General features: G+C 60.7%; 16 protein-coding genes. 9 read left to right on the top strand and 7 right to left on the bottom strand.

The annotated features are described in order from the left end of the window. Nucleotides 1-6 precede the first annotated feature (6 nt). The 4 genes from aroG to TSA66_RS07295 all read right to left on the bottom strand — a co-directional run bounded on the left by aroG (nucleotide 7) and on the right by TSA66_RS07295 (nucleotide 7,952). Complete coding sequence (gene aroG, locus TSA66_RS07280) at nucleotides 7-1,074, bottom strand: 3-deoxy-7-phosphoheptulonate synthase AroG (protein WP_040039557.1); 1,068 nt, start codon at nucleotides 1,072-1,074, stop codon at nucleotides 7-9. A gap of 309 nt (nucleotides 1,075-1,383) precedes the next feature. After that, nucleotides 1,384-2,844 carry a metalloprotease TldD gene (gene tldD / locus TSA66_RS07285; protein WP_040039558.1) on the bottom strand — a complete coding sequence of 487 codons (1,461 nt, stop codon included), beginning with the start codon at nucleotides 2,842-2,844 and terminating at the stop codon, nucleotides 1,384-1,386. Between the two features lie 127 nt (nucleotides 2,845-2,971). After that, the gene (locus TSA66_RS07290) at nucleotides 2,972-3,781 is read right to left on the bottom strand and encodes a carbon-nitrogen hydrolase family protein (protein ID WP_408639475.1); all 810 of its coding nucleotides are present in this window, start codon (nucleotides 3,779-3,781) and stop codon (nucleotides 2,972-2,974) included. A 1-nt stretch (nucleotide 3,782) separates the two neighbouring features. Then, on the bottom strand, nucleotides 3,783-7,952 hold the full coding sequence (locus TSA66_RS07295; RefSeq protein WP_040042313.1) for a YhdP family protein: 4,170 nt from the start codon (nucleotides 7,950-7,952) through the stop codon (nucleotides 3,783-3,785). A gap of 165 nt (nucleotides 7,953-8,117) precedes the next feature. On the opposite strand from TSA66_RS07295, the gene glnE reads away from it, so the two are divergent. The 3 genes from glnE to TSA66_RS25440 are packed head-to-tail and all read left to right on the top strand — an operon-like array spanning nucleotide 8,118 to nucleotide 14,335. Next, nucleotides 8,118-10,838: a bifunctional [glutamate--ammonia ligase]-adenylyl-L-tyrosine phosphorylase/[glutamate--ammonia-ligase] adenylyltransferase gene (gene glnE, locus TSA66_RS07300; protein ID WP_040039559.1), complete on the top strand. Its 2,721-nt coding sequence runs from the start codon at nucleotides 8,118-8,120 to the stop codon at nucleotides 10,836-10,838. 55 nt (nucleotides 10,839-10,893) lie between these two features. Further along, on the top strand, nucleotides 10,894-11,088 hold the full coding sequence (locus TSA66_RS07305; RefSeq protein WP_040039560.1) for a hypothetical protein: 195 nt from the start codon (nucleotides 10,894-10,896) through the stop codon (nucleotides 11,086-11,088). Nucleotides 11,089-11,128: 40 nt separating this feature from the next. Beyond that, on the top strand, nucleotides 11,129-14,335 hold the full coding sequence (locus TSA66_RS25440; protein ID WP_084199405.1) for an EAL domain-containing protein: 3,207 nt from the start codon (nucleotides 11,129-11,131) through the stop codon (nucleotides 14,333-14,335). Nucleotides 14,336-14,338: 3 nt separating this feature from the next. On the opposite strand, the gene lepB is transcribed toward TSA66_RS25440, so the two are convergent. From lepB to tkt, 3 genes are all read right to left on the bottom strand, one after another. Continuing rightward, entirely contained in the window at nucleotides 14,339-15,019 is a 681-nt protein-coding gene (gene lepB, locus TSA66_RS07315) for a signal peptidase I (protein ID WP_040042315.1), read from the bottom strand. Between the two features lie 91 nt (nucleotides 15,020-15,110). Next, nucleotides 15,111-16,121: a type I glyceraldehyde-3-phosphate dehydrogenase gene (gene gap, locus TSA66_RS07320; protein WP_040039561.1), complete on the bottom strand. Its 1,011-nt coding sequence runs from the start codon at nucleotides 16,119-16,121 to the stop codon at nucleotides 15,111-15,113. Between the two features lie 33 nt (nucleotides 16,122-16,154). Continuing rightward, the gene (tkt, locus tag TSA66_RS07325; RefSeq protein ID WP_040039562.1) at nucleotides 16,155-18,149 is read right to left on the bottom strand and encodes a transketolase; all 1,995 of its coding nucleotides are present in this window, start codon (nucleotides 18,147-18,149) and stop codon (nucleotides 16,155-16,157) included. Here tkt and TSA66_RS26800 point away from each other — a divergent pair. The 6 genes from TSA66_RS26800 (at nucleotide 18,148) to ileS (ending at nucleotide 24,469) form a co-directional block, all read left to right on the top strand. Then, nucleotides 18,148-18,336 (top strand): hypothetical protein, encoded by a 189-nt coding sequence (locus tag TSA66_RS26800; protein ID WP_157691631.1) that lies wholly within the window; start codon nucleotides 18,148-18,150, stop codon nucleotides 18,334-18,336. The two genes, tkt and TSA66_RS26800, sit on opposite strands and share 2 nt — an antisense overlap. 52 nt (nucleotides 18,337-18,388) lie before the next feature. Then, the gene (locus TSA66_RS07330) at nucleotides 18,389-19,114 is read left to right on the top strand and encodes a 16S rRNA (uracil(1498)-N(3))-methyltransferase (RefSeq protein WP_040039563.1); all 726 of its coding nucleotides are present in this window, start codon (nucleotides 18,389-18,391) and stop codon (nucleotides 19,112-19,114) included. 99 nt (nucleotides 19,115-19,213) lie between these two features. Next, nucleotides 19,214-19,639, top strand: a complete 426-nt coding sequence (locus TSA66_RS07335; protein ID WP_040039564.1) for a YidB family protein — start codon at nucleotides 19,214-19,216, stop codon at nucleotides 19,637-19,639. A 40-nt stretch (nucleotides 19,640-19,679) separates the two neighbouring features. Further along, the gene (locus TSA66_RS07340) at nucleotides 19,680-20,552 is read left to right on the top strand and encodes a M90 family metallopeptidase (protein ID WP_052452170.1); all 873 of its coding nucleotides are present in this window, start codon (nucleotides 19,680-19,682) and stop codon (nucleotides 20,550-20,552) included. Between the two features lie 35 nt (nucleotides 20,553-20,587). Continuing rightward, nucleotides 20,588-21,565, top strand: coding sequence for a bifunctional riboflavin kinase/FAD synthetase (locus tag TSA66_RS07345; RefSeq protein WP_040039565.1), 978 nt, complete (start codon nucleotides 20,588-20,590; stop codon nucleotides 21,563-21,565). 54 nt (nucleotides 21,566-21,619) lie between these two features. Beyond that, nucleotides 21,620-24,469: an isoleucine--tRNA ligase gene (ileS, locus tag TSA66_RS07350; RefSeq protein WP_052452171.1), complete on the top strand. Its 2,850-nt coding sequence runs from the start codon at nucleotides 21,620-21,622 to the stop codon at nucleotides 24,467-24,469. The last annotated feature ends 8 nt before the right edge of the window (nucleotides 24,470-24,477 follow it).

The raw sequence follows: 24,477 nt of genomic DNA on the forward strand, positions 1-24,477 counted from the left end.
TACCCGTTATGCGTCCGGGTCCTGCTGCAGGCGGCGCTGTTTTACCGCTTCCGCCAGGCCTTCCAGAACCTTCACGCTGTTTTCCCAATCGATGCAGCCATCGGTGACGGACTGGCCGTAGGTCAGTTCCCTTCCCTGCACCAGATCCTGCCGCCCCCCCACCAGGTGCGACTCGACCATCACACCGACAATGCGGCTGTCACCCGCAGCGATCTGCTTGCCAATGTCAGCACATACCGGCACCTGGTTCTCCGGCTTCTTCGAGCTGTTGGCATGCGATGCGTCGATCATCAGGCGCGACGCCAGGCCATTGCTGGCGATATCCTTGCATGCCGCATCGACGCTGGCTGCGTCGTAGTTCGGAGCCTTGCCACCACGCAGAATGATGTGGCAATCCTCGTTGCCGCTGGTGGACACAATCGCCGAATGGCCGCCCTTGGTCACCGACAAGAAGTGGTGCGGCTGCGACGCGGCTTTGATCGCATCGACTGCGATCTTGACGTTGCCGTCGGTGCCGTTCTTGAAGCCGACCGGGCAGGACAGGCCGGATGCCAGTTCGCGGTGCACCTGCGATTCCGTGGTGCGCGCCCCGATTGCGCCCCAGCTGATCAAGTCGGCCACGTATTGCGGGCTGATCACGTCGAGGAATTCGGTGCCGGACGGCAGGCCCAGCTCGTTGATGTTCAACAGCAGTTCGCGCGCCATGCGCAGGCCATCGTTGATGCGGAAGCTGTTGTCCATGTACGGATCGTTGATCAAACCCTTCCAACCGACGGTGGTACGCGGTTTTTCGAAGTACACGCGCATCACGATTTCCAGCTCGCCGGAAAAACGCTCACGCTCCTTGACCAGGCGGTTCGCATATTCCATCGCCGCCTTCGGATCGTGAATCGAGCACGGGCCGATCACCACCATCACGCGGTCGTCCTGGCCGTGCAGGATACGGTGCAGCGCGGTGCGCGCATTGGCCACGGTGGAAGATACCTTGTCAGTGCAGGGAAACTCGCGAATCAGATGCGATGGCGGCGTCAGCTCTTTCATTTCACGGATGCGTAAATCGTCGGTGCGCGGCATGTTTTCTCTCCGATTAGTAGGGTTCAAAGCTGTACAAAAGAAAAAACCGCCATCACTGGCGGTTTTTCAAGGAATTCGGTCTGGGCTTTTATTCGTGCGCTTACCGCTTTTCCACCGCCATGGGGCTGGAATAGCTAAAGTAAAAATAAAAGTAAAAGTGCGCGAACGTCATGTTTTACGGATTGTGCAACTGGTATCGGTCAATAGTGCAGTAAAACAAGGGTTTTGGCAAGCCATCGACCAAAAAAATGGCTTTTCAAAGCAAGCATGGCATTCCGATGCAGGCCGGAATGCCTTTACCCGTCATGGTCAGGCCGTGCCGCCAACGGTCACGCCATCGATACGCAAGGTCGGCTGGCCCACGCCCACCGGCACGCTTTGCCCTTCCTTGCCGCAAACGCCGATACCGCTGTCCAGGCTCATGTCATTGCCGATCATCGATACCCGGTTGAGCACGTCGGGACCGTTACCGATCAAAGTTGCGCCCTTGACCGGATAGGTGACCTTGCCATCCTCGATCATGTAGGCTTCGCTGGCCGAGAACACGAACTTTCCATTGGTGATGTCGACCTGGCCGCCGCCGAAATTCACTGCATACAAGCCATTCTTGACCGATGCAATGATTTCTTGCGGGTCCTTGTCGCCGCCGAGCATATAAGTATTTGTCATGCGCGGCATCGGCAGATGGGCATACGATTCGCGGCGCGCATTGCCGGTCAGCGGCATTTTCATGAGGCGCGCATTCAGCGTATCCTGAATATAGCCCTTCAGGATGCCATCCTCGATGAGGGTCGTGCACTGCGTCGGGTTGCCTTCGTCATCCATGTTGAGCGAGCCGCGACGGTCGGCAATGGTGCCGTCGTCCACCACCGTCACGCCCCTGGCCGCAACGCGCTCGCCGATACGGCCGGAGAACGTGCTCGATCCCTTGCGGTTGAAGTCGCCCTCCAAGCCGTGGCCGATCGCTTCGTGCAGCAGCACGCCCGGCCAGCCAGGTCCGAGCACCACGGTCATCGTACCGGCCGGCGCCGGACGCGCGTCAAGATTGACGATGGCCGACTCGACCGCTTCCGTCGCATACTGTTCCAGCAATTCGTCGGTGAAATAGCCGTAGTTGTAGCGGCCGCCACCGCCGCTCGAACCGACTTCACGGCGCCCGTTCTGCTCGGCGATCACGGTGACGGACACGCGCACCAGCGGGCGGATGTCCGCCGCCAGCACGCCGTCGCTACGCACCACCAGCACGACATCGTATTCACCGGCCAGGCCTGCCATCACCTGCACCACGCGCGGGTCCTTGGCGCGCGCAATGCGCTCGATCTTTTCGAGCAGCTTGACCTTTTCAGTCGCATCGAGCGATGTCAGCGGATCGTTCGGCAGATACAGCGAGCGGCCGCCTGCGGCCTGGATGGCCGACGCCACCTTGATCTTGCCTGCGCCGTTGCGCGCAATGGTGCGCGTGGCGGCGGCCGCCTCCAGCAGGGCGCGCTCGGAAATGTCGTCGGAATAGGCAAATGCGGTCCGGTCACCGGACACTGCGCGCACGCCGACCCCCTGGTCGATCGAAAAGCTGCCGGTCTTGACGATGCCTTCTTCCAGGCTCCATCCTTCGTTCTTAGTGAACTGGAAATACAGATCCGCATAATCGACGCGATGCGTGAAGATCTCGCCCAGCGCCTTGATCAGTTTGGATTCATCCAGGCCGAACGGCGTGAGCAGCACGTCGCGTGCCTGCGCCAGGGTCTGGAGATTCGGTTCGAAGAGATTCATGAATTCTGCCTTTCGCGCAACTTGGCTGCGAAGTGATTGGTTTGGATGGATAAATTGTAGAACATCTGACCGAGGGATGTTCATCCCTGCCGCAGCGATGGGTAATGCAGCGGGGAAGTTTTTTCCGTCATAACTTCCGATGCTTTAACGCCGGCAAACTTTCTCGCACGCCGTGCAAATGACGCGGCTCGATATCGCCCATGACCAGGCCCTCCCCTTCGGGTAGCACATCCCTTACTTCGCCCCACGGATCGACCAGCATGCTGTGGCCCCAGGTACGGCGGCCGTTTTGATGCTTGCCGCCCTGGGCTGCCGCAAGCACATAGCATTGGTTCTCGATTGCGCGCGCGCGCAGCAGGATTTCCCAATGCGCCTTGCCCGTCGTGTAAGTGAATGCCGCCGGCATGACGATCAGGGCGCACTCGCCCATGGCGCGATACAGTTCCGGGAAGCGCAGGTCGTAGCAGACGGACAGGCCGACCCTGCCGAACGGCGCTTCGAAGGTAGATACTTCCGCGCCGTGCACGATGGTGCGCGCCTCGTCATACGACTCGTCGCCCTTGGCGAAGCTGAACAGGTGAATTTTGTCGTAGCGCGACACGCGCTGGCCGGCCGGATCGTACACCAGCGTGGTATTCAAGACCTTGCCGGGTTCGGCCGAGGCCAGAGGCAAAGTGCCGCCGATGAGCCAGATGCGCTCCTGGCGCGCGATATCGGCCATGAATTGCTGGATCGGCCCGGCGCCCGGCTGCTCCGCATGCGCCACCTTGTCGGCCTCGCTCATGCCCATGATCGGCCAGTATTCCGGCAACAAGACGAGCTGCGCGCCCTGCCGCGCCGCTTGCATGATCAGGCGGCGCGCCGCGGCAAAATTCTCCTCGACCTTGGGAGTCGACACCATCTGCACCGCAGCGACTTTCACAGGTTCCGTCACCATATCATCCACTTCTTTCCGAATTGTTCAATGCTTCGCTGGCGGGTGCCGCAGGCTTGCGCAACAACTTGGTTACGACCGGATCCTTCCACGGCCCGGTGATCTGATATTCGAAAGTGAATGCCTTCATCAGCGGATCGCGCAGGAATAGCTGGGCGAGGAAACTGCCGACGCCGATCACCGGATTCACCGCCAGCCCATACACGACCGATGCCGTGCCTACATTAATTTCGGGAATCACTACAACATGCAGATTCTGCGCCTCTTTCGCAATGTCGGCACTACCATCAATCAAGACAGTGGCAGCGACGCCGCGCATCTTGAAGTTATCGGTCCTCGCCACGCCATGCATGATGGATGCCGTCGCAGTGATGCCGTCGAATGCGAAGCCTTGCGAAAACACGTCGCGGAAATCCAGCGCAAGGCGGCGCGGCAGCGATTGCAGGCTGAGTACACCCAGCAGTTTCGCCGCAGCCGGATCGACCTTGAGGAACTGGCCGGACGCCATGTTCAGGGTAAGCTTTCCCATCAGACTCGGAATGTCGAGCGAAAACGGCAAGCCTTTCCAGCTGACATCCCCTTCCATCTTGCCCCTGCCTCCGCGCAGCACGTTGGCAAAGCCAAAGCGATCAAGCAAGCGGCCAGCGTCGCCGATATTAAGCGTATAGACCAGATTGGAAATATTTTCTCCGCCGCGCAGAATCCATTTTCCGGTAGCCTTGAATTCGGCGTCGGCATTGACGAGGGAAAGCTTGTTGACGCGCCACTCGCGCCCGGCAGGGCCGCCGGCATCGCTCGCCGCCAGTTCGAGGTGGCCGAATTTCTTGCCGAACAACTCGAAATTCTCCGCAACGATATCGACAGCCGGGATTTGCGTCGAGGTGTTTTTCCCCTCCAACAAGTCAGTCACATCCGATGCCGCCGCCTCGGGAATAATGAGCGACGCCAGGCGTGCCGTCACCTTTCCCAGCCCCTGTCCGGGCTGCGCTTCGTTCCAGGTCAGATAGCCGGATGCCTGGTCGGAGTCGATGTTGGCTTGCCAGACTCCCTTCTGGTGCGACGCGCCGACCACCACGTTATCGAGCTTCTTGTTCATCACGACCAGCTCGCCGGCCCGTGCGGCCAAGACTTCGGGCTCGATATATGGGGCAATGGATGGGCCGTCCTGCTGCTCCTTGCTCTTGTCGCTTGCCACCACCGAAGCCATTGCGCGGCGCCATGCATCAACATCGAGCGACTTCAGGCTGACATTGGCGACCACTCCGGCGTCCGGTTGCGGCGCCGGCACGTTCACGCCGATGCCACCGCGTACCACGCGCCAATTCGCATCCTTGTCGGCCGTTTTCTGGCGCTCATAGCGGGCGACGATCGCGCTGCCTAGCGACAGCTTCATTTCGTCGCGTGCGACGCTGGAGTTACTCGAAGGCAAGCCAGTCAGCTCGAAGCGCAGCGGCATGCTTTCGCCGGCCGTCTTGCGCAAGGGCGCAGGAAAATCGAGCGCGACGCCGACCATATTCGATTCGACTGTAATGTCAGGCTGTTTGTTGCGCACGCGGATCAGCGTACTGTAACGCGTGCTGCCGGAGATGCGCTCGGACGAGCGCTGCACGCCGTAATTCTTGCGAACGCCTTCCGCCGACAGCATGCCGTCGGCCTTGACCACGATGTTGCCGTCACGCTGGGTACCACCGGTAATCGTTACCGGACCGCCCAGGAAATTGGCCTTGATGCCATTCAGGTTGAAGCCCTTTTCATGAAATTCCAGCTTGCCGTTCGCGGACAGTAACGGCGGAATTATGTTTCGCAGCGTGACGTTATTGCCGGCGAATTGCAGCGTGCCCTTCACCTTCGTATCCGGCATATGCTCCAGCGGCATCTGCAGCTTCAGGTCGAGCCGTGCATTGCCGTTCGCCTTGGTTTCCTCGGTGAACTGGCCGATCCAGTCGGCCACCGGGCTGTCCTTGGTAAACTGCACGAAATTCTGTAGCGCTCCTTCGGCATTGCCGTCAATGGCCAGTTGCATGTCATGCGTCGCCAAGTCGGGGATCACGGCCTTGACGTTCGACAAGTTCACTCCCGCCGTCTTCGCGCTATGTGCATTGATTTCCATGCGCGTGCGGTCGAATGCGATCGTTCCCCGGATGTCTTCCAGCAGCGGCCAAAATGGCGCCTTGCCATCCTTGCCGAAGTGCCCCGGCGTGTAATTGAGCTTGCCACCCTCGATGCGGCCGACCACGCTGAAATCCCCCCTGGCCCGGTCGCCGGCCGCCTGGTGCTGGAACGGGAATTGTGCGAGGTCTCCCTTGAGCCTGAACTTCAGGTCATGCACGGTGCCGCCCGCCAACGCGCCGCTTAGCCAGTCGCGCAATCCTTCCGGCGTTTGCAGCGGCAGATAGCGGCCGACATTCTGCAGTTCCAGCCCATTAAGCTTGCCCGACACGTCAATCGTGCCATTCGGTTTGCCGGATTTGCCGTTCAGCGACATCATGTGCTTGCCGGAAAATGATCCAGACAAAGATTCCTGCACGAAATCCATTTTCTGTACGTCAAGCAGGAGCTGGTCCTTGCCCTGGAAAGCCCAGGTTGCCTGCATCAGCAGCCGGTCGAACGGCATCACGGGATCGGCGAAATAGGCGGGCAACTGCAGTTTCACGCCGCTGGAGGCGAGGCTGAAACTGCCACCGCGGTCGTTGGCATCGATCTGCCCGGTCAGGTTGTCAAAACCGGGAATGGCCGGCACGGCGGCCTGCGCCGGCATCTTGCCGCTCTTCGCTCGAGCCGGGCGCGCCGCCTGCGCATTGAGCGACAGGCCGGCGAACTGGCCCTTGACGCTGTACGAGGAAATATCGGGATAAGTGCCCTGCCACTGTGCCGAAAAATCCTTGAGAATGCCGCGCGGCGCGAAATCGGCCAGCATCTGGCGCTGCTCGACCGGCAACGGCAGCCGCTCGACGAAACTGGCCAGCGTCTGCAGATCGAGCAGCCTGGCCTTGATTTCAGTCTTTTCGGGCTTGCCGCGCCGTGCCGGGGTGAAACTTTCGCTGATGGTGGTTCTGGGCAGGAACAGGCCGTCATCCGTGCGCAGCGAGAAATCGGTCAGCGAAATGGCATGGCCATTCATCCCCAGCGTCGGCTTGCCATCCGCGCGGCTCGGGTTGATTTCCTCACGTACCGATACCCGGCCCGATACGTCGGCCAGGATCATCATCGGCAAATCGGGGCGCAGCCTGGTCGACACATTCGTCAGGCTCAGGTCGGACGTGAAATTGGCGACCCGCGCATGATCGAAGTCCAGCCATGCGCGCACCGAGCCTTTCCCCTGCTGCATTTCGACCGGGTAGTCGAGGTACGTTTTCCAGACCGTGAGGTCGGTGTCGCGCAAATCTGCATACAGCTCGCCCTTCCACAGCGCAGGGTCGGAGATGCGGGGGGTGAAGCCCGGATGCTCGAACGCCGCACGCACGTCGAGCGGCGCGGCGAACGCTGCCGGCGGCGTCGCCTTCAATGCGAAGCGATGGGTGCGCCAGTGGTTGCGCAGGACGAGATCGACGTTTTCTAGCAATAGCTCGGGCGCGGCGCGCTTGTAGTCGTTCCAGTGCAGCCGGCCATCGCGGATGACGATTTCGTTTTGCGACAGCACCCAGTCTGCGCCCTTGCCGTTGCCGCTCTTGCCGGTGTCGATATAGATGCCCGCCACATACAGCTTGCCGTCGGCATCGCGCCGTACATCCATGTCGGGCCGCACGATTTCCAGATGATGCAGGCGCAAATCGCCGGCGGGAACCGTCCACCAGGACAGGGTCGCCGACACGTCCGGCAGGTGCAGGGCCGCATTGCCGAACTTGTCATGGATGACGACATCGTGCAGCGCCAAGCGCGGCCGCAGTCCATCCCACGACGCCTCGATGTCCGCGATCGTGACCTTGTTGCCAAGCGCGCGTGTGGCCATCTGCTCCACGTCGGGCTTGTAGCTGTCGATATTGGGAAGAACCAGGTAGCGCAGCGCCAGCACCAGCATGCAAAAAATGAAGTAGGCGGCAATACTCAGCTTGAGGAGCGCGCCCAGTGCATGGTGGGTGACGGTGTTAGCAGTTCGATAACCTTCCCGAAGTGCATGCCAGCATGTGGTTAACCGATCAGTCGTCTTGTTCGGAGTGATTTGGTCGGTGGACATCAATCAGAAAGGCACCAGCGTAAAATAGTATCAAATAGTCTCAAATTGCGAACAGCCTGTTCGCATGTGTATCATCGGCGTGTCGATATTTTCCTTGTAATGGGAAAGCCGGTAACGAAGCCCCCAAGCGCAGACAGCATCCTCTTAATTTTTATCCCTGATACTGTGACCCCGTCCTATTTGACCAGTAACGTTGCCTCCCGGTTCTATTCACGATGGCTCAATGCCGACCCAGCCCGTGCAGGAATGGTAACTTCTCTTGCAGAATTATCTATTACCCCTGCGATTTTTGCTCGTCTTTTACAAAATGAAACTGCGGCCGGCATGCCGTTGCCGCGTGCCATGCGGCGGGTGCGCAATCTGGTGCTGGCGGGGCTGATCGAGCGCGACCTTTCCGGCCGCGCGGAGCTGGATGAAGTGATGGCGGCCATCAGCGGATTTGCCGATTTCGCCATCCGTACCCACCTGGCGGCGTTGATGGCGGAAATGACGCAGGCGCACGGCACGCCGATCGGCGCCGAATCGGGCAAGCCGCAGGAAATGATCGTGCTCGGCATGGGCAAGTTGGGCGGCGGCGAACTGAACGTGTCGTCGGATATCGACCTCATCTTTGTTTACCCGGAAGATGGAGAAACCCGCACCACCACGCCGGAACAGCGCCAGTTGTCCAATCACGAATTCTTCGTGCGGCTCGGCCGCAAGCTGATCGGCGCCTTGTCCGAGATTACCGAGGATGGATTCACGTTCCGCGTCGACATGGCGCTGCGTCCCAACGGCGCATCCGGCCCGCTGGTGGCGAGCATGGCAATGGTGGAGGAATACCTGATCGTGCAGGGGCGCGAATGGGAGCGCTATGCCTGGGTCAAGGCCCGTGCGGTCACAGGACAGCCGGAAGATATCGCGGCGCTTGACCAGATCGTGCGGCCATTCGTCTACCGGCGTTACCTGGACTTTGGCGCGATCGAGGCGTTGCGCAACATGCATGCGCAGATCCGCGCCGAGGTGGCGCGCCAGGAAGCGCGCCACCCGGAGCGCAGCAACAACGTCAAGCTCGGGCGCGGCGGCATCCGCGAGATCGAGTTCCTGGCGCAGGTGTTCCAGCTCATCCGCGGCGGACGCGACGCGACGCTGCGCGACCGCTCCACCCGCGCCACCCTGCATACTCTGGCAGAAAAGAACCTGCTGAGCACCGCCGAGGTGGAGCAGCTGCTGCATGCCTATACCTTCCTGCGCAACCTGGAACACCGCCTGCAGTACCTGGACGACGCCCAGACCCACACCTTCCCGGTCAATCCGGAAGACCGGCTGACGGTCGCGAAGATGATGGGCTGTCAGGACATCGAGTCGCTGCTGGCGGAACTCGACATTCAGCGCAAGATCGTCGCTGCGCAATTTGATGCGATCTTCAGCGACAAGAAAAGCGCGCAGGCCGAGGGCAATGCGGGCGAAGCCGCCGCGCCCCCGATTCTGTCCGATGCGGAAAGCAGTGAGGCGATTGCTGCACGCCTGTCCGCGATCGGTTTTAACGACGCGGCAGCGGTGGCGCAACGCCTGCTGCTGACCCTGCAGTCCCCCAAGCTGCAGTCGCTGCCGGAAGCCAGCCGCGGCAAGCTGACAGCCTTGATCAATTCGGCGCTACCGCTCATCGCGGCCAGCACCACGGACCATGCGGCTACGCTCGCGCGCCTGCTCGACTTCTTCGAGGCGATCGCACGTCGCGCCGCCTACCTGGCGCTGCTGACCGAATATCCGCACACGCTCGAACGCGTGATCCGGATGATGAGCGCCAGCGACTGGGCAGCGAAATACCTGACGCGCCACCCGATCCTGCTGGACGAATTGCTGGAAGACCGCACGCTCAAGGCAGCACCAGACTGGGCCGCGTTCGCCGCCGAAGTACAGCGCCAGCTGGCGGCCCATGCGGGCGACACCGAGCATCAGATGAACGTGCTGCGCGACCTGCACCACGCCCAGCTGTTCCGCCTGCTGGCACAGGATCTGGAAGGCGATCTGACGGTCGAGCGGCTGGCCGACCACCTGTCCGCGCTGGCCGACATTCTGGTCGATGCAACCGTTAAGGCGGTCTGGCAGACGATCCACAACCGCCATGTCGAGGTGCCGAAGTTCGCGGTGATTGCATACGGCAAGCTGGGCGGCAAGGAACTCGGCTATGCATCCGACCTGGACGTAATTTTCCTGTTCGACGACGACCATCCTGAGGCGCCTGGCCTGTATGCGAAGCTGGCGCAGCGCTTCATCACCTGGATGACCAGCCATACGCCGGCCGGCATCCTGTTCGATGTCGACATCGCATTGCGTCCGGACGGCGCCAGCGGCCTTCTGGTGTCGCGCCTGTCCGCATTCGAAAAGTATCAGGCCGAATCGGCCTGGGTGTGGGAGCATCAGGCGCTCACGCGCGCGCGCTTCTGCGCGGGCGATGCGGCCATTGGCGAGCGCTTCGAGGCTATCCGCGAAGCCGTCCTGCGCCAGCCGCGCGACCCCGAAAAGCTGAAGAGCGAAGTGCTGGCGATGCGCCGGAAAATGCGCGACGCGCATCCGAACCGCTCGCAGCAGTTCGACCTGAAGCACGATGCGGGCGGCATGATCGATATTGAATTCATCGTGCAGTTCCTGGTGCTGCGCCACGCCGCCCAATATCCGCAACTGACCGCCGACATCGGCAATATCGCCCTGCTGCGGCTCTGCGGAGAGCTTGGCTTGATCGACGCGGTGCTGGCTAACGAGGTGGCGGCGGCCTACCGCGCCTTCCGCAAGCTGCAGCACCAGATCCGTCTGCAGGGCCACGACCGCGCGCGCGTCGAATTCGGACGGGTGGAAAACGAGGCGGCGCGGGTCAAGCGGCTGTGGTCGGCTGTCCTGGCATGATCGCAACCGCATGCGGCGGTCGTTGCCCTGGTAACGAAACCGAACGGAGTACGGAATGAACAAGCAAAATGCGAAGGGCCAGCGCCTGGCAGCACTTTTTTTACTTGGAAACTTGCTGTTCAACTATCCATTGCTGACCCTGTTTAATCGTGCCGATATGGTAGCGGGCATCCCGCTGCTGTACCTGTACGTCTTCGGCGCCTGGGCATTGCTGATCGTCCTGCTGGCCTGCGTGGTCGAGAGGCGGTAACGCCATGCGCAAGCCGGAACGCCAACCGGAGCAGGCGTAAATGTTGCCTGGCTGGCTCATCGCGCTGGTCGCCTTCGCCTACCTCGGCGCCTTGTTCGCGATCGCCTATTGCGGCGACAAGGCTGCTGCCGGCGGGCGCAGCATCATTGCCAATCCGTACGTCTATTCGCTGTCGATGGCAGTGTATGCCTCGGCCTGGACGTTTTACGGCAGTGTCGGGCGCGCGGCCGGCAGCGGCATCGGATTTTTGCCGGTATATCTCGGCCCGACGGTGATGATCACGCTGTGGTGGATCGTGCTGCGCAAGATCATCCGCATCGCCAAGGACAACCACATTACCTCGCTCGCCGATTTTGTTTCCTCGCGCTACGGCAAGAGCGCGGCACTGGCCGGACTCGTCACCACCATCGCGACGCTGGGCATCGTCCCCTACATCTCGCTGCAGCTAAAGGCGATTTCCACCAGCTTCAACGTCCTGCTCGGATATCCGAGCATCCGCACACCGCCGCCCCAGTCCGGACCGATCATCGCCGATACCGCCTTTTATGCGGCGCTCATCCTCGGGGCGTTCACGATCCTGTTCGGAACGCGGCACCTGGATGCCTCGGAACGGCACGAGGGCATGGTAGCGGCGGTGGCTTTCGAGTCGCTGGTCAAGCTGGTTGCCTTCCTGTGCGTGGGCATCTTCGTCACCTACGGGCTGTACGACGGCTTCGGCGATCTCTTCACCAAGGCCGCGGCATTGCCCCAGGTGCTCGACGCCTTCACCATCGGCGGCCCGCGGCTCGACGTGTACCACAACTGGGCTTCGCTGTTTACGGTGGCGTTCATTTCGATGCTGGCGATCATGTTCCTGCCACGTCAGTTTCAGGTCGCCGTGGTAGAAAATGTGGACGAGCAGCACTTGAACAAGGCGATTTGGCTGTTTCCGCTGTACCTGCTGCTGTTCAACGTTTTCGTCCTGCCAATCGCCTTCGGCGGCCTGCTGCATTTTTCGGGGCAGAGTGCCGATCCGGACACCTTCATCCTGACCCTGCCGATGAGCGCTCAGCAACCGGCGCTCGCGCTGCTGGTGTTCATCGGCGGATTTTCAGCCGCCACCGGCATGGTGATCGTTGAATGCATTGCCCTGTCGACTATGGTGTGCAACGACCTGGTGATGCCGGTGCTGCTGCGCTTCAGGCGGCTGCGCCTGTCGGAAAGCGAGGACTTGTCCGGGCTGCTGCTTGGCATCCGGCGCATGACGATCGTGCTCATCCTGCTGTTCGGCTATGCCTATTTCCGCCTTGCCGGCGAGGCGTATGCGCTGGTGGCGACCGGGCTGATTTCCTTTGCCGCAGTCGCCCAGTTCGCCCCGGCCGTCCTGGGCGGCATCTACTGGCGAGGCGCAACGCGTGCCGGCGCATTGGCCGGCCTGGGCGCAGGCTTCCTGGTCTGGACCTATACCCTGCTGCTGCCGGCATTCGCGCATTCCGGCTGGCTGCCGATGAGTTTCCTGGACGCAGGACCGTTCGGCATCGCGCTCCTGAAACCGCAAGAACTGTTTGGCCTGCAGGGCCTCGATGAAATCACGCATGCGATGCTGTGGAGCATGTTGGCCAACATCGGCGCTTATATCGGCGTATCCGTGACGACCGGCCAAAGCGCGCTGGAACAGACGCAGGCGGCGCTGTTCGTCGATGTGTTCAAGCACGGTCGAAATCCTGGGAACCTCAACCGGCGTACGCATGGATCGTTGCCTGAGCTGCATGCGCTGCTGTCCCGCTTCCTGGGACCGGAGCGCGCGATCGCCACCTTTACCGGTTACGCACGGCAGCGCGGTCTGGACTGGCCGCGCGAAGCCGATGCGGAACTGGTCAATACGTCCGAAGCGCAGCTGGCTGGCGTGATCGGTGCGGCTTCCGCCCGGGCAATGATCGCATCCGTGATCGAGGAAGAGCCTTTGCACGATAGCCTGACCGGTTTGCCGAACCGCATGCTGTTGCTGGATCGCCTCAATGACACGCTGGAGCAAGCAAAGCTCAAGGGCGATTACAACTGCGCCGTCCTGTTCCTGACGCTGGACCGCTTTCGCGTCATTACCGACAGCCTGGGGCGCGCTGCCGGCGACCAATTGCTAATCAATGTCGCACGGCGGCTGAAGGCCAGCCTACGCCTGGGCGAAACCGCAGCCCATTTGGGCGGCGACGAGTTCGCCCTCTTGCTCAACGGGATCAAGGATGCCAGCGAAGCGACCCGCTTCGCCGAGCAGCTGCAAACCGCGTTGAGTGCAGCCTATACGCTGGATGACAGCGAGGTCTATACGACGGCCAGCATCGGCATCGCCTTGAGCAACGCCGCCTATACCGTGCCGGACCACATCCTGCGCGACGCGGAAACCGCCAACCACCAGGCAGTCCTGCTTGGCGGCGCCTGCTGCGAGGTGTTCGGCGCCAACCTGCGCAAACGCGTGGTTGCGCTGCTCGACATGGAGACAAAGCTGCGCCAGGCGGCGGTCAAAGGCCGGGAATTCGAAGTGTATTACCAGCCGATCGTGGCATTCGCCAGCGGCAGGATATGCGGCTTTGAAGCGCTGGTGCGCATGCGCCGCGCCGATGGCAGCCTGATCCCGCCGAACGAGTTCATTCCACTCACGGAAGAAACCGGCCTGATCGTGCAAATCGGTCGCCACGTGCTGATGGAAGCATGCCGCCGGATGCGCGAGTGGCAACTCAAATTTCCCGACCTGCCGCCGCTGCAGATCAGCGTCAACATCGCCGACCGGCAATTCGTGCACCCGAACCTGATGCAGCAGATCGATGAAGTGCTGGACATAACCGGCCTCGGCACCGACAGCCTGAAGTTGGAAGTAACGGAAACCGTCCTCATGGAACACGCGGAAGAAGCCTCCGCCGTACTAGCCAAACTGCAAAGCAAGGGCATCAGGCTGCTGATGGACGATTTCGGCACGGGCTATTCATCGCTGTCCTACCTGCACCATTTCCCCGTTAATTCCCTGAAGATCGATGCATCCTTTGTAAGGCGCATGGATCACAGCGACAAGGACATGCAAATCATCCAGGCCATCGTCACTCTGGCGCACACCCTTGGCATGGACACGATCGCCGAAGGCGTGGAAACGGCCAGCCAGATGGCGCGCTTAAAGTCAATGAACGTCGAATACGGCCAGGGGTTTTACTTTTCCAAGCCCTTGCCCGCAGCCGAAGCCGAGGCGCTGCTTGCGACCTGGCCGCAGTTTCAGGGCTGAGCGCTACTGCAAGGCTGCGCCGATGCGGTCCATGCGCGGCAGATAGTAGCGACTGGTATCGAAAGAAAAGGCGACACGCTTGACCTGGCCACTGATTAACTCCCGGCTGACGAAGCCGATATAGCGCGAGTCCTTGCTGTTGTCGCGATTATCCCCCAGCATCAGGTATTGCCCGGGCGGTACCGTTACCGGACCGAAGCTGCGCAGGGCTTTTCGCTCAGGCATCACAATAATCGGCCGCTGGCTGCCAAGTATCTGCTCGCTCAATACCAGTTGCGGTCCCGCATAATCGGGGGAAAGGCGGCTGATCACATCGGGGCCGGCCTGTCCATAAGACGCTTGCACGCCATTGATGATCAATTGCTCGCCGCGCATTTCGACCACATCGCCAGGCAGCGCAACCAGGCGCTTGACGAGCCGGTTTCCGTCTTCCGGCGAAGTAAAGGTCACGATGTCCCCGCGCCTTGGATCGGCAATATGATGAATGATGACATCCGTGAACGGCAGTTTCACGTCATAGGCCAGCCGGTCCGTCACGATGCGGTCGCCAATCATCAGGGTCGGGTACATGGAACCGGAAGGCACGCCATACCAGTCGGCGACGGCGCTGCGCACCATGATCATGCCGAACATGAAGAACAGGAACCCCTTGTTTTCAGCAATCCTATTCCTGAGTGCTAGCATGGGCATGACCTCGTCGGCGATGTTAATGGATCATCAATATAGCAAAACGCCCCGGCAAGCGGGGCGTTTTGACTGAGGAGCAAGGAGCCGATTATTTAGCGGACATCAATGCAACCGTGGTATCCAGCATGCGGTTGGAGAAGCCCCATTCGTTGTCGTACCAGGACGATACTTTTACCAGGCGGCCCGACACCTTCGTCAGCGTGGCGTCGAAGTTGCTCGAAGCCGGGTTGTGGTTGAAGTCGACCGACACCAGCGGCTCGGTGTTGTAGGTCAGGATACCCTTCAGCGCACCGTTGGCGGCATCCTTCATGATCTGGTTGATTTCATCGACGGTTGTGTCGCGGGCCGCGATGAAGGACAGGTCAACGATCGACACATTGATCGTCGGAACGCGGATCGCGTAGCCATCCAGCTTGCCGTTCAGCTCGGGCAGCACCAGGCCGACCGCGGCGGCAGCGCCGGTCTTGGTCGGGATCATCGACTGGGTGGCGGAACGGGCGCGACGCAGGTCTTCATGCATCACGTCGGTCAGCACCTGGTCGTTGGTGTAAGCATGCACGGTCGTCATCAGGCCGTTCAAGAGGCCGATCTTGTCGTGCAGCGGCTTGACCAGCGGTGCCAGGCAGTTGGTGGTGCAGGAAGCGTTGGAGATGACCGTATCGGATGCCTTCAGCACGTTCTGGTTCACACCAAACACGATGGTAGCGTCAACGTCCTTGCCGCCCGGAGCGGAGATGATGACCTTCTTTGCGCCGCCTTTCAGGTGGGCAGAAGCCTTTTCCTTGGTGGTGAAGAAGCCGGTGCACTCCAGCACGACGTCCACGTTCAGCTCACCCCACGGAATTTCAGCCGGATTGCGCTGCGCGAAAACCTTGATCTTGTCGCCGTTGACAATCATGAACTCGCCGTCGACTTCGACGGTGCCCGGGAATTTGCCATGGGCCGTGTCGTAACGGGTCAGGTGCGCGTTGGATTGCGCATTGCCGAGGTCGTTGATCGCAACGATCTGGATGTCATTCTTCTTGCCGCCTTCGTAGTGAGCACGAAGGATATTGCGGCCGATACGGCCGTAGCCGTTGATTGCGACGCGAATAGTCATGGTTTTCTCCTGAAGTGTAGTTAAGCCGAATTTTTAACCGATCACCGATTTCACCTTGGCCACGACGTTGTCCGTCGTGAAGCCGAAGTGCTTGAACAGCACGTCGGCCGGCGCCGATTCGCCGAAGGTGTCGATACCAACCACGCCGCCCTCGAGGCCGACGTACTTGTACCAGAAGTCTGTCACGCCCGCTTCGATCGCCACGCGCGGCAAACCCTTCGGCAAAACGCTTGCCTTGTAGGCCGCATCCTGGCGGTCGAACAGGTCGGTACACGGCATGGAAACCACGCGTACCGCAATGCCTTGCTTGGCCAGCTCGTCGGCCGACTTGACCGCGAGCTCCACCTCGGAGCCGGTGGCGATCAGCACTGCCTTGGCATTGTCCGCATCGCGCAGCACATAGCCGCCACGATTGATGTGCTGGATTTGTTCCGCGCTGCGTTCCATGAACGGCAGGTTCTGGCGCGAGAAGATCAGCGTGGTCGGGCCATGGCGACGCGCTACCGCGTGCTTCCAGGCGATCGCGGACTCGACCGTGTCGCACGGACGCCAGTTGTCCAGGTTCGGGATCAAGCGCAGGCTCGATACGTGCTCGACCGACTGGTGGGTCGGGCCGTCTTCGCCCAGGCCGATCGAATCGTGGGTGAACACGAAAATCGAACGCAGCTTCATCAGGGCCGCCATGCGCAGCGCATTGCGGCTGTAGTCGGAGAAGGTCAGGAAGGTCGCACCAAACGGGATGTAGCCGCCGTGCAGGGCGATGCCGTTCATGATCGCGCTCATGCCAAATTCGCGCACGCCGTAGTTGATGTGATTGCCCGCCTGCTCGGCGCGCACCGCCACGCATTCCTTCCAGTTAGTCAGGTTGGAGCCGGTCAGGTCGGCCGAACCGCCGAGGAATTCCGGCAGCACCGGCGCCAGTGCCTGGATCGCGTTCTGGCTGGCCTTGCGGGTGGCGATGGTTTCCTTCTTCTCGACGCAGGCGCCGACATAGGCATCGATTGCATCGGTGAAGTTGCCCGGCAATTCGCCCTTCATGCGGCGCGCGAGTTCGCCGGCTTCTTGCGGATAGCGCTCGTCGTACGCCTTGAACAGCGCATTCCACTCTTCTTCCAGCGCGGCGCCCTGCTTCTTCGCATCCCATGCGGCATAGACATCGGCCGGGATTTCGAATGGAGCATGGGTCCAGCCGATCGCTTCGCGGGTGGCGGCGATTTCCTTGTCGCCGAGCGCGGCACCGTGCACCTTGTCGGTGCCCTGCATGTTCGGCGAGCCCTTGCCGATCATGGTCTTGCAGCAGATCAGAGTCGGCTTGTCGGATTTCTTTGCTGCCGCAATCGCGGCTTCGACGGCTGCCACGTCATGGCCGTCGACATTGCGGATCACGTTCCAGTTATATGCTTCGAAACGCTTTGGCGTGTCGTCGAGGAACCAGCCTTCGACCTTGCCATCGATCGAGATGCCGTTGTCGTCGTACAGCACGACCAGCTTGGACAGGCGCAACGCGCCAGCCAGCGAACAAACCTCGTGCGAGATGCCTTCCATCAGGCAGCCATCGCCGACGAAGGCATAGGTGTGGTGGTCGACGACGTTAAAGCCCGGTTTGTTGAATTCGGCAGCCAAGAGACGCTCCGCCAGTGCCATGCCGACGGCATTGGACAGCCCCTGACCAAGGGGGCCGGTGGTGGTTTCCACGCCCGGCGTCACATGCACTTCCGGGTGACCGGCAGTCTTGGAATGCAGTTGGCGGAAATTCTTGATCTCGTCCATCGACAGGTCGTAACCAGTCAGGTGCAGCAATGCATATTGCAGCATCGAACCATGACCATTAGACAAAATAAAGCGGTCGCGATTCATCCACTGCGGATTGGCCGGATTATGGCGATAGTGCTTGGACCACAATGCAACGGCAATTTCTGCCATGCCCATCGGCATGCCGGGGTGTCCGGAATTTGCCTTTTGTACTGCGTCCATCGCCAAGGCGCGGATCGCGTTGGCCATCTTGTCGGTCGGGAGAGAAGAAGTCATGTCAAATCTGGTTAAGGCGGGTATTGAAGCGGGACACTGCAAAGCGCGATATTTTACCAGACACATGGTTGCGCCATTAAAATCGGGGATTGACTTTTACCAAGAGGTTCGCGCTGCCCGCCTGCCGTTTGCCGCTGCCTCCCTCTCTGACAGCGCGGGGCACAGCAAAATTCGTTGTATTTCATGAAATATTTTGCAGTGCAATCGCCTACACATTCAACAACAAGTAAGCCACCACCATGCCGCGTTTTTATTACCCGTCACCTCTTGCCATCGGGGCCAGCATTACACTGCCAGAACAGGTTGCACACCACGTCCGGGTGTTGCGCCTTGAAGCCGATGCCACCATCACGCTGTTCAATGGCGAGGGCGGCGAATATACGGCGAGCTTGAGCGCAATCGAAAAAAAACGCGTGCAAGCCGAGGTCAAGGCATTTTCTCCGCACGAGACGGAACTCCCCTACTCGGTCACGCTGGCGCAAGCCTTGCCGGAAGGATCAAAGATGGACTGGATCATTGAGAAGGCAGTCGAACTCGGCGCCGCCGCGATTCAGCCGCTCGCTGCCCAACGCTGCGTGGTGCGCCTGTCTGCCGAACGGGCAGCAAAAAAAATGGAGCACTGGAACGGCATCATCGTGGCCGCAGCTGAGCAAAGCGGCCGCAACCGGCTTGCCCACCTGGCGGATCCGGCCGATTTCAATGGCTGGGTCGGACAGCAGAACCTGCATCGGCGCGTCCTGCTGTCGCCGCGCGCCGGGCAATCCCTGTCCGATTGGGCCCGCCACCATCCGCCGCAAGCGGTATCGCTGGTGATCGGCCCGGAAGGCGGCTTTTCCGAGCAGGAGGAAAGCTTGGCGCTGGCGCATGGCGCACTTGCGCTTTCCATGGGACCGCGGGTCTTGCGCACGGAAACTGCAGGCCTGGCCGCACTTGCCGCACTGAATGCCATTTGGGGCGGAATCTAATCCCTCTAATCAAGATCAAACTGTGGTTGAATTTGCCGCCGCAGCCCGCCTCTTTTCTCTATGGTGAAAGTTTTACGCAATGGACCAGGAGGATACGCGATGGGAATTCTCGACAGTGCTACCGATATGTTCGGTGGCAACAACCAAGCGCCGATACATGACACCAGGTCGCGGCTGATACAGGCAACGCTCTCGCTGCTTGCCGATAATGGCCAGAATGGCGGCTTGCATGGGTTGATGGAACGATTCCAGGAAGTTGGCCTGGGCAACGTCCTCAGCTCGTGGATTGGCACTGGCGAAAACGTGCCGATCACGCCGCAACAGGTGCAGGAAGCGCTCGGCGAAGGCAATCTGCAACAGATTTCGGAGGAGGCTGGGCTGGCGGAAGATGAAACGGCTCGACAGTTAAGCAGCTTATTGCCGGAAATGGTGGATTCCCTGACGCCGGCCGGGCATATTCCGCGTGGCGGATTAGGAACGATGAGCGAATTGCTGACACATTTCATTGGCGGCTTTTTGAAATGAATCGTTGTCGCGGAGAGCCGGATTCCGCGACAATGAATCCATGCAATGGCTCCGACAATTCTTTAAACGCGACAAACCCGAGATTCCGGCTGCGCTCTGGCAGGAATGTCAGGGGCGCCTGCCGTTTCTTGCGCAACTGCCCGCACGGGAACTGCTTCGACTGAAAACCCTGTGCGAAACTTTTCTCGACCGGAAAACCTTTACCGGCGCGGCCGATCTCGAACTGACCGACCGCATCGCCGTGCTGATCGCGGCCCAGGCATGTCTGCCGGTGCTGAACCTGACGCTGGAGTTATATGACGACATGGCTGGCATCATCGTTTATCCCGGCTCATTCATCATTGCGCAAAGCGAAATGGACGAAGCCGGTGTCGTGCACGAGTGGCGCGAGCCGGTTTCCGGCGAAGCCGTACATGCGGGCGGCGCTGTCGTTCTGTCCTGGGAAGATATCGCGGATATCGAAGCGCCCGGATATAACGTTGTCATCCACGAGTTTGCCCACAAAATAGATATGCGGGATGGTTCCGCGAACGGGTGTCCACCGTTTCTCGCTGATTATCACAAGGAAATCCGCGCCGGGGATTGGCAACGGGAATTTTCCGCCGCATACCAGGATTTCGCCGCGCGCGTCGATGCCCTGGATGCGCAACTGCCAGACAATTTTGACGCCGAAGATGCGACCGACGCCGCCATGTATGATGACTTGTTCGCCGAACTGCCGCTCGATCCCTATGCAGCAAGGCATCCGGCGGAGTTCTTTGCGGTCGCGTCGGAAGCGTTCTTCGTATTGCCGGCACCACTGGCAGAGGAGTATCCGGAGATCTACCGCTTATTGACCTTGTATTACCTCCAGGACCCGTTAAGCTGGCAAATCGCCCCTTGCGGCAAAGAAACCGGCGGAAAGCATTTATAATCCAAGGTTTTGCAATCGTTTTTATCCAACCTGCAATGAAGGTATTTCGCGGACTTCCTAACGCCGCGTCTCGCGCGCCTTGCGCATTGACGATTGGCAACTTCGACGGCGTGCATCGTGGGCACCAGGTCCTGCTTGCGCGCGTACGCGAAGCCGCAACCCGCCTCGGCATCGAAGCGGCAGTCATGACCTTCGAGCCGCATCCGCGTGAATTCTTTGCGCGTGCCGCCGGCGACCTGACAAAGGCGCCAACGCGCATCGCCAACTTGCGCGACAAGCTGCAGGCCTTGTCCAACGCCGGCGTCGACCGCGTCATCGTCGAGCATTTCAATGCGCACTTCGCTTCCATGTCGCCGCAGGACTTTGTCGAAAAAGTCCTGGTGCACGGCTTGCACGTGAAATGGCTGATGGTCGGCGAAGATTTTTGCTATGGCGCCAGGCGTGCCGGCAATGTCGCCACCCTGATCGAAGCCGGCAAAAAATACGGATTTCAGGTCGAATCGCTGCCAACGGTAACCAACGACGACATGCGCATCTCGTCATCCGCCGTGCGCGAGGCCCTTACACGCGGCGACTTCGCACTGGCCGAGCAACTGCTCGGACATCCATACGCGATTTCCGGCCACGTCATCCATGGCAAGAAGCTCGGCCGCACGATCGGCTTCCCGACCCTGAACCTGCGCGTGGCGCACAAGCGTCCCGCGCTATTCGGCATATTCGTGGTGCAGGTGCATGGATTGGCCGAACAGCCGCTTCCCGGCGTGGCCAGCTTGGGCGTGCGGCCGACGGTCGAGGACAGCGGACGCGTATTGCTCGAAACTTATCTTTTTGACTATGCACAGCAATGCTATGGCAAGCTGGTACGGGTTGAATTCCTGAAGAAATTGCGCGACGAAGAAAAATATATCGACCTGCCAACGCTGACCGCGGCAATCGAGCGCGATGCGGACCAGGGGCGCGCGTTCTTCAGGGAGCGTGAAGCCTGCGCCATATCCGCTACCGACCGAATTTGACGATCAGACATCCACCCTTGTTTGATCCACCGTATTTTTACGATTGAAGCGACCATGTCCGAACAAAAGAACAAGTATCCGGTCAACCTGACCGAAACCGCATTCCCGATGCGCGGCGACCTTGCCAAGCGCGAGCCGAAATGGGTGAAGGAGTGGCAAGAGAAGAAGATTTACCAGCGCATCCGCAAGGCATCCGCCGGCCGCCCGAAATTCATCCTGCATGACGGCCCGCCGTATGCAAACGGCGACATCCACATCGGCCACGCGGTCAACAAGATTCTCAAGGACATGATCGTCAAGGCACGCAACATGGCGGGCTTTGACGCGCAATACGTGCCGGGCTGGGACTGCCACGGCATGCCGATCGAGATCCAGATCGAAAAGCAGTACGGCAAGCACCTGTCGACCGCCGAGGTGCAGGCCAAGTCGCGCGCCTATGCGAGCGAGCAGATCGAGCGCCAGAAGAAGGATTTCATCCGCCTCGGCGTGCTGGGCGAATGGGACCGCCCGTACAAGACCATGGATTTCAGCAATGAAGCCGACGAGATCCGCGTGCTGGGCAAGATCCTGGAAAAGGGTTATGTGTATCGCGGCTTGAAGCCGGTGAACTGGTGCTTCGACTGCGGCTCCGCGCTCGCAGAAGCGGAAGTCGAATACCAGGACAAGCGCGACCCGGCGATCGACGTCGGTTTCCCGTTTGCAGAACCGGACAAGATCGCGCATGCATTTGGACTGGACAAGCTGCCGACCGATAAGGGCTACGCGGTAATCTGGACCACCACGCCGTGGACCATTCCCGCCAACCAAGCGCTGAACGTGCATCCGGAACATCGCTACGCACTGGTGCAGACCGAGCGTAACGGCGAAACCATCCTGCTGCTGCTCGCGGTGGAACTGGTCGCCTCCAGCCTGCAGCGCTATGGACTGGAAGGCAAGATCATTGCGACTGCCAGCGGCGAAGCATTGTCGCTGCTGAAGTTCAGGCACCCGTTCGCGAACGCCGACAAGGGCTACGACCGCTATTCGCCGATCTATGTGAGCGACTATGTGACGCTCGACACCGGCACCGGCATCGTGCACTCCTCGCCGGCTTATGGCGTGGACGACTTCATCTCGTGCAAGAAGCACGGCATGAAGGATGACGAAATCCTGAATCCGGTGATGGGCGATGGCAAGTACGCATCCTGGCTGCCCTTCTTCGGCGGCATGACGATCTGGGAAGCGTCGAAGCCAATCTGCGCCAAACTGGAGGAAGTCGGCTCGCTATTCAAACTGGTGATGTTCGACCACAGCTACATGCACTGCTGGCGCCACAAGACGCCGATCATCTATCGCGCCACCTCGCAATGGTTCGCCGGCATGGACGTGACCCCGAAAGACGGCGGCCCGACGCTGCGCGAAACGGCGCTGGCCGGCGTGGAAGCGACCGCCTTCTTCCCGAGCTGGGGCAAGGCGCGCCTGCACGGCATGATCGCCAACCGCCCGGACTGGACCCTGTCGCGCCAGCGCCAGTGGGGGGTGCCGATGGCCTTCTTCGTGCACAAGGAAACCGGCGAGCTGCATCCGAGGACAAAGGAATTGCTGGAAGCTGTCGCCAAGCTGGTCGAAAAGAACGGCATCGAAGCCTGGCAGGCACTCGATCCGAAGGAACTGCTCGGCGACGAAGCCGACATGTACGTGAAGAACAAGGACACGCTCGACGTCTGGTTCGACTCCGGCTCCACCCACCAGACGGTGCTGCGCGGCTCGCATGCGGAGCAATCGCACTTCCCGGCCGACCTGTACCTGGAAGGCTCGGACCAGCACCGCGGCTGGTTCCATTCGTCGCTCCTGACCTCGTCCATGACCGACGGCCGCCCGCCTTACAAAGCGTTGCTCACGCACGGCTTCGTGGTCGATGGCGAAGGCAAGAAGATGTCCAAGTCCAAGGGCAACGTGGTCGCGCCGCAGAAGGTGTCGGACACGCTGGGCGCGGACATCCTGCGCCTGTGGGTGGCATCGACCGACTATTCCGGCGAGCTGTCGATCTCGGACGAGATCCTCAAGCGCGTGGTGGAAGCCTATCGCCGCATCCGCAACACGCTGCGCTTTTTGCTTGCAAACACCTCGGATTTCGATCCGGCCAAGGATGCGGTGCCGGTGTCGGAACTGCTGGAAATCGACCGCTACGCCATCGCGCGCATGGCCGAACTGCAGCGCGAAATCCTGCAGCACTTCGAGGGATACGAATTCCATCCGGTGGTCGCCAAGCTGCAGATGTACTGCTCGGAAGACCTGGGCGGCTTCTATCTCGACATTCTGAAGGATCGCCTGTACACCAGCGGCACGACCTCGGCCGCGCGCCGCTCGGCGCAGACCGCGCTGTGGCATATCACGCACGCCTTGCTGCGCGTGATGGCACCGATGCTGTCGTTTACTACCGAGGAAGCATGGGCGGTCTTCGCCGGGAAGGACGCCTACGAGCAAAGCGGCGAAACCATTTTCACGCAGACCTATTACGCGCTGCCGGAAGTGGCCGACGCCGCTGCCCTGCTCGCCAAGTACGCGGCGCTGCGCGAGCTGCGCACCGAGGTGACCAAGCAGCTGGAGGAAGTGCGCGTGGCCGGCGGCATCGGTTCTTCTCTGCAGGCCGAAGTCGAAATCAAGGCCAGCGGCGACAAGTACGCCTTACTGAACAGCCTCGGCGACGACCTGAAGTTCGTGTTCATCACCTCGCAGGCGAAGGTGACGCAAGTCGCCGGCGAAGCAGAGGAAGGCGTCGTCGTCACGCCGTCGGCGCACCAGAAATGCGAGCGCTGCTGGCACTACCGCGCGGATGTCGGCGCGCATGCCGATCATCCGGGCATTTGCGGTCGCTGCGTGAGCAACCTGTTCGGCAGCGGCGAAGCGCGCAAGGTCGCGTAATCTCCCGC

Origin of the sequence: Noviherbaspirillum autotrophicum, from assembly GCF_000818395.1 — a bacterium.
GTDB lineage: Bacteria > Pseudomonadota > Gammaproteobacteria > Burkholderiales > Burkholderiaceae_D > Noviherbaspirillum > Noviherbaspirillum autotrophicum.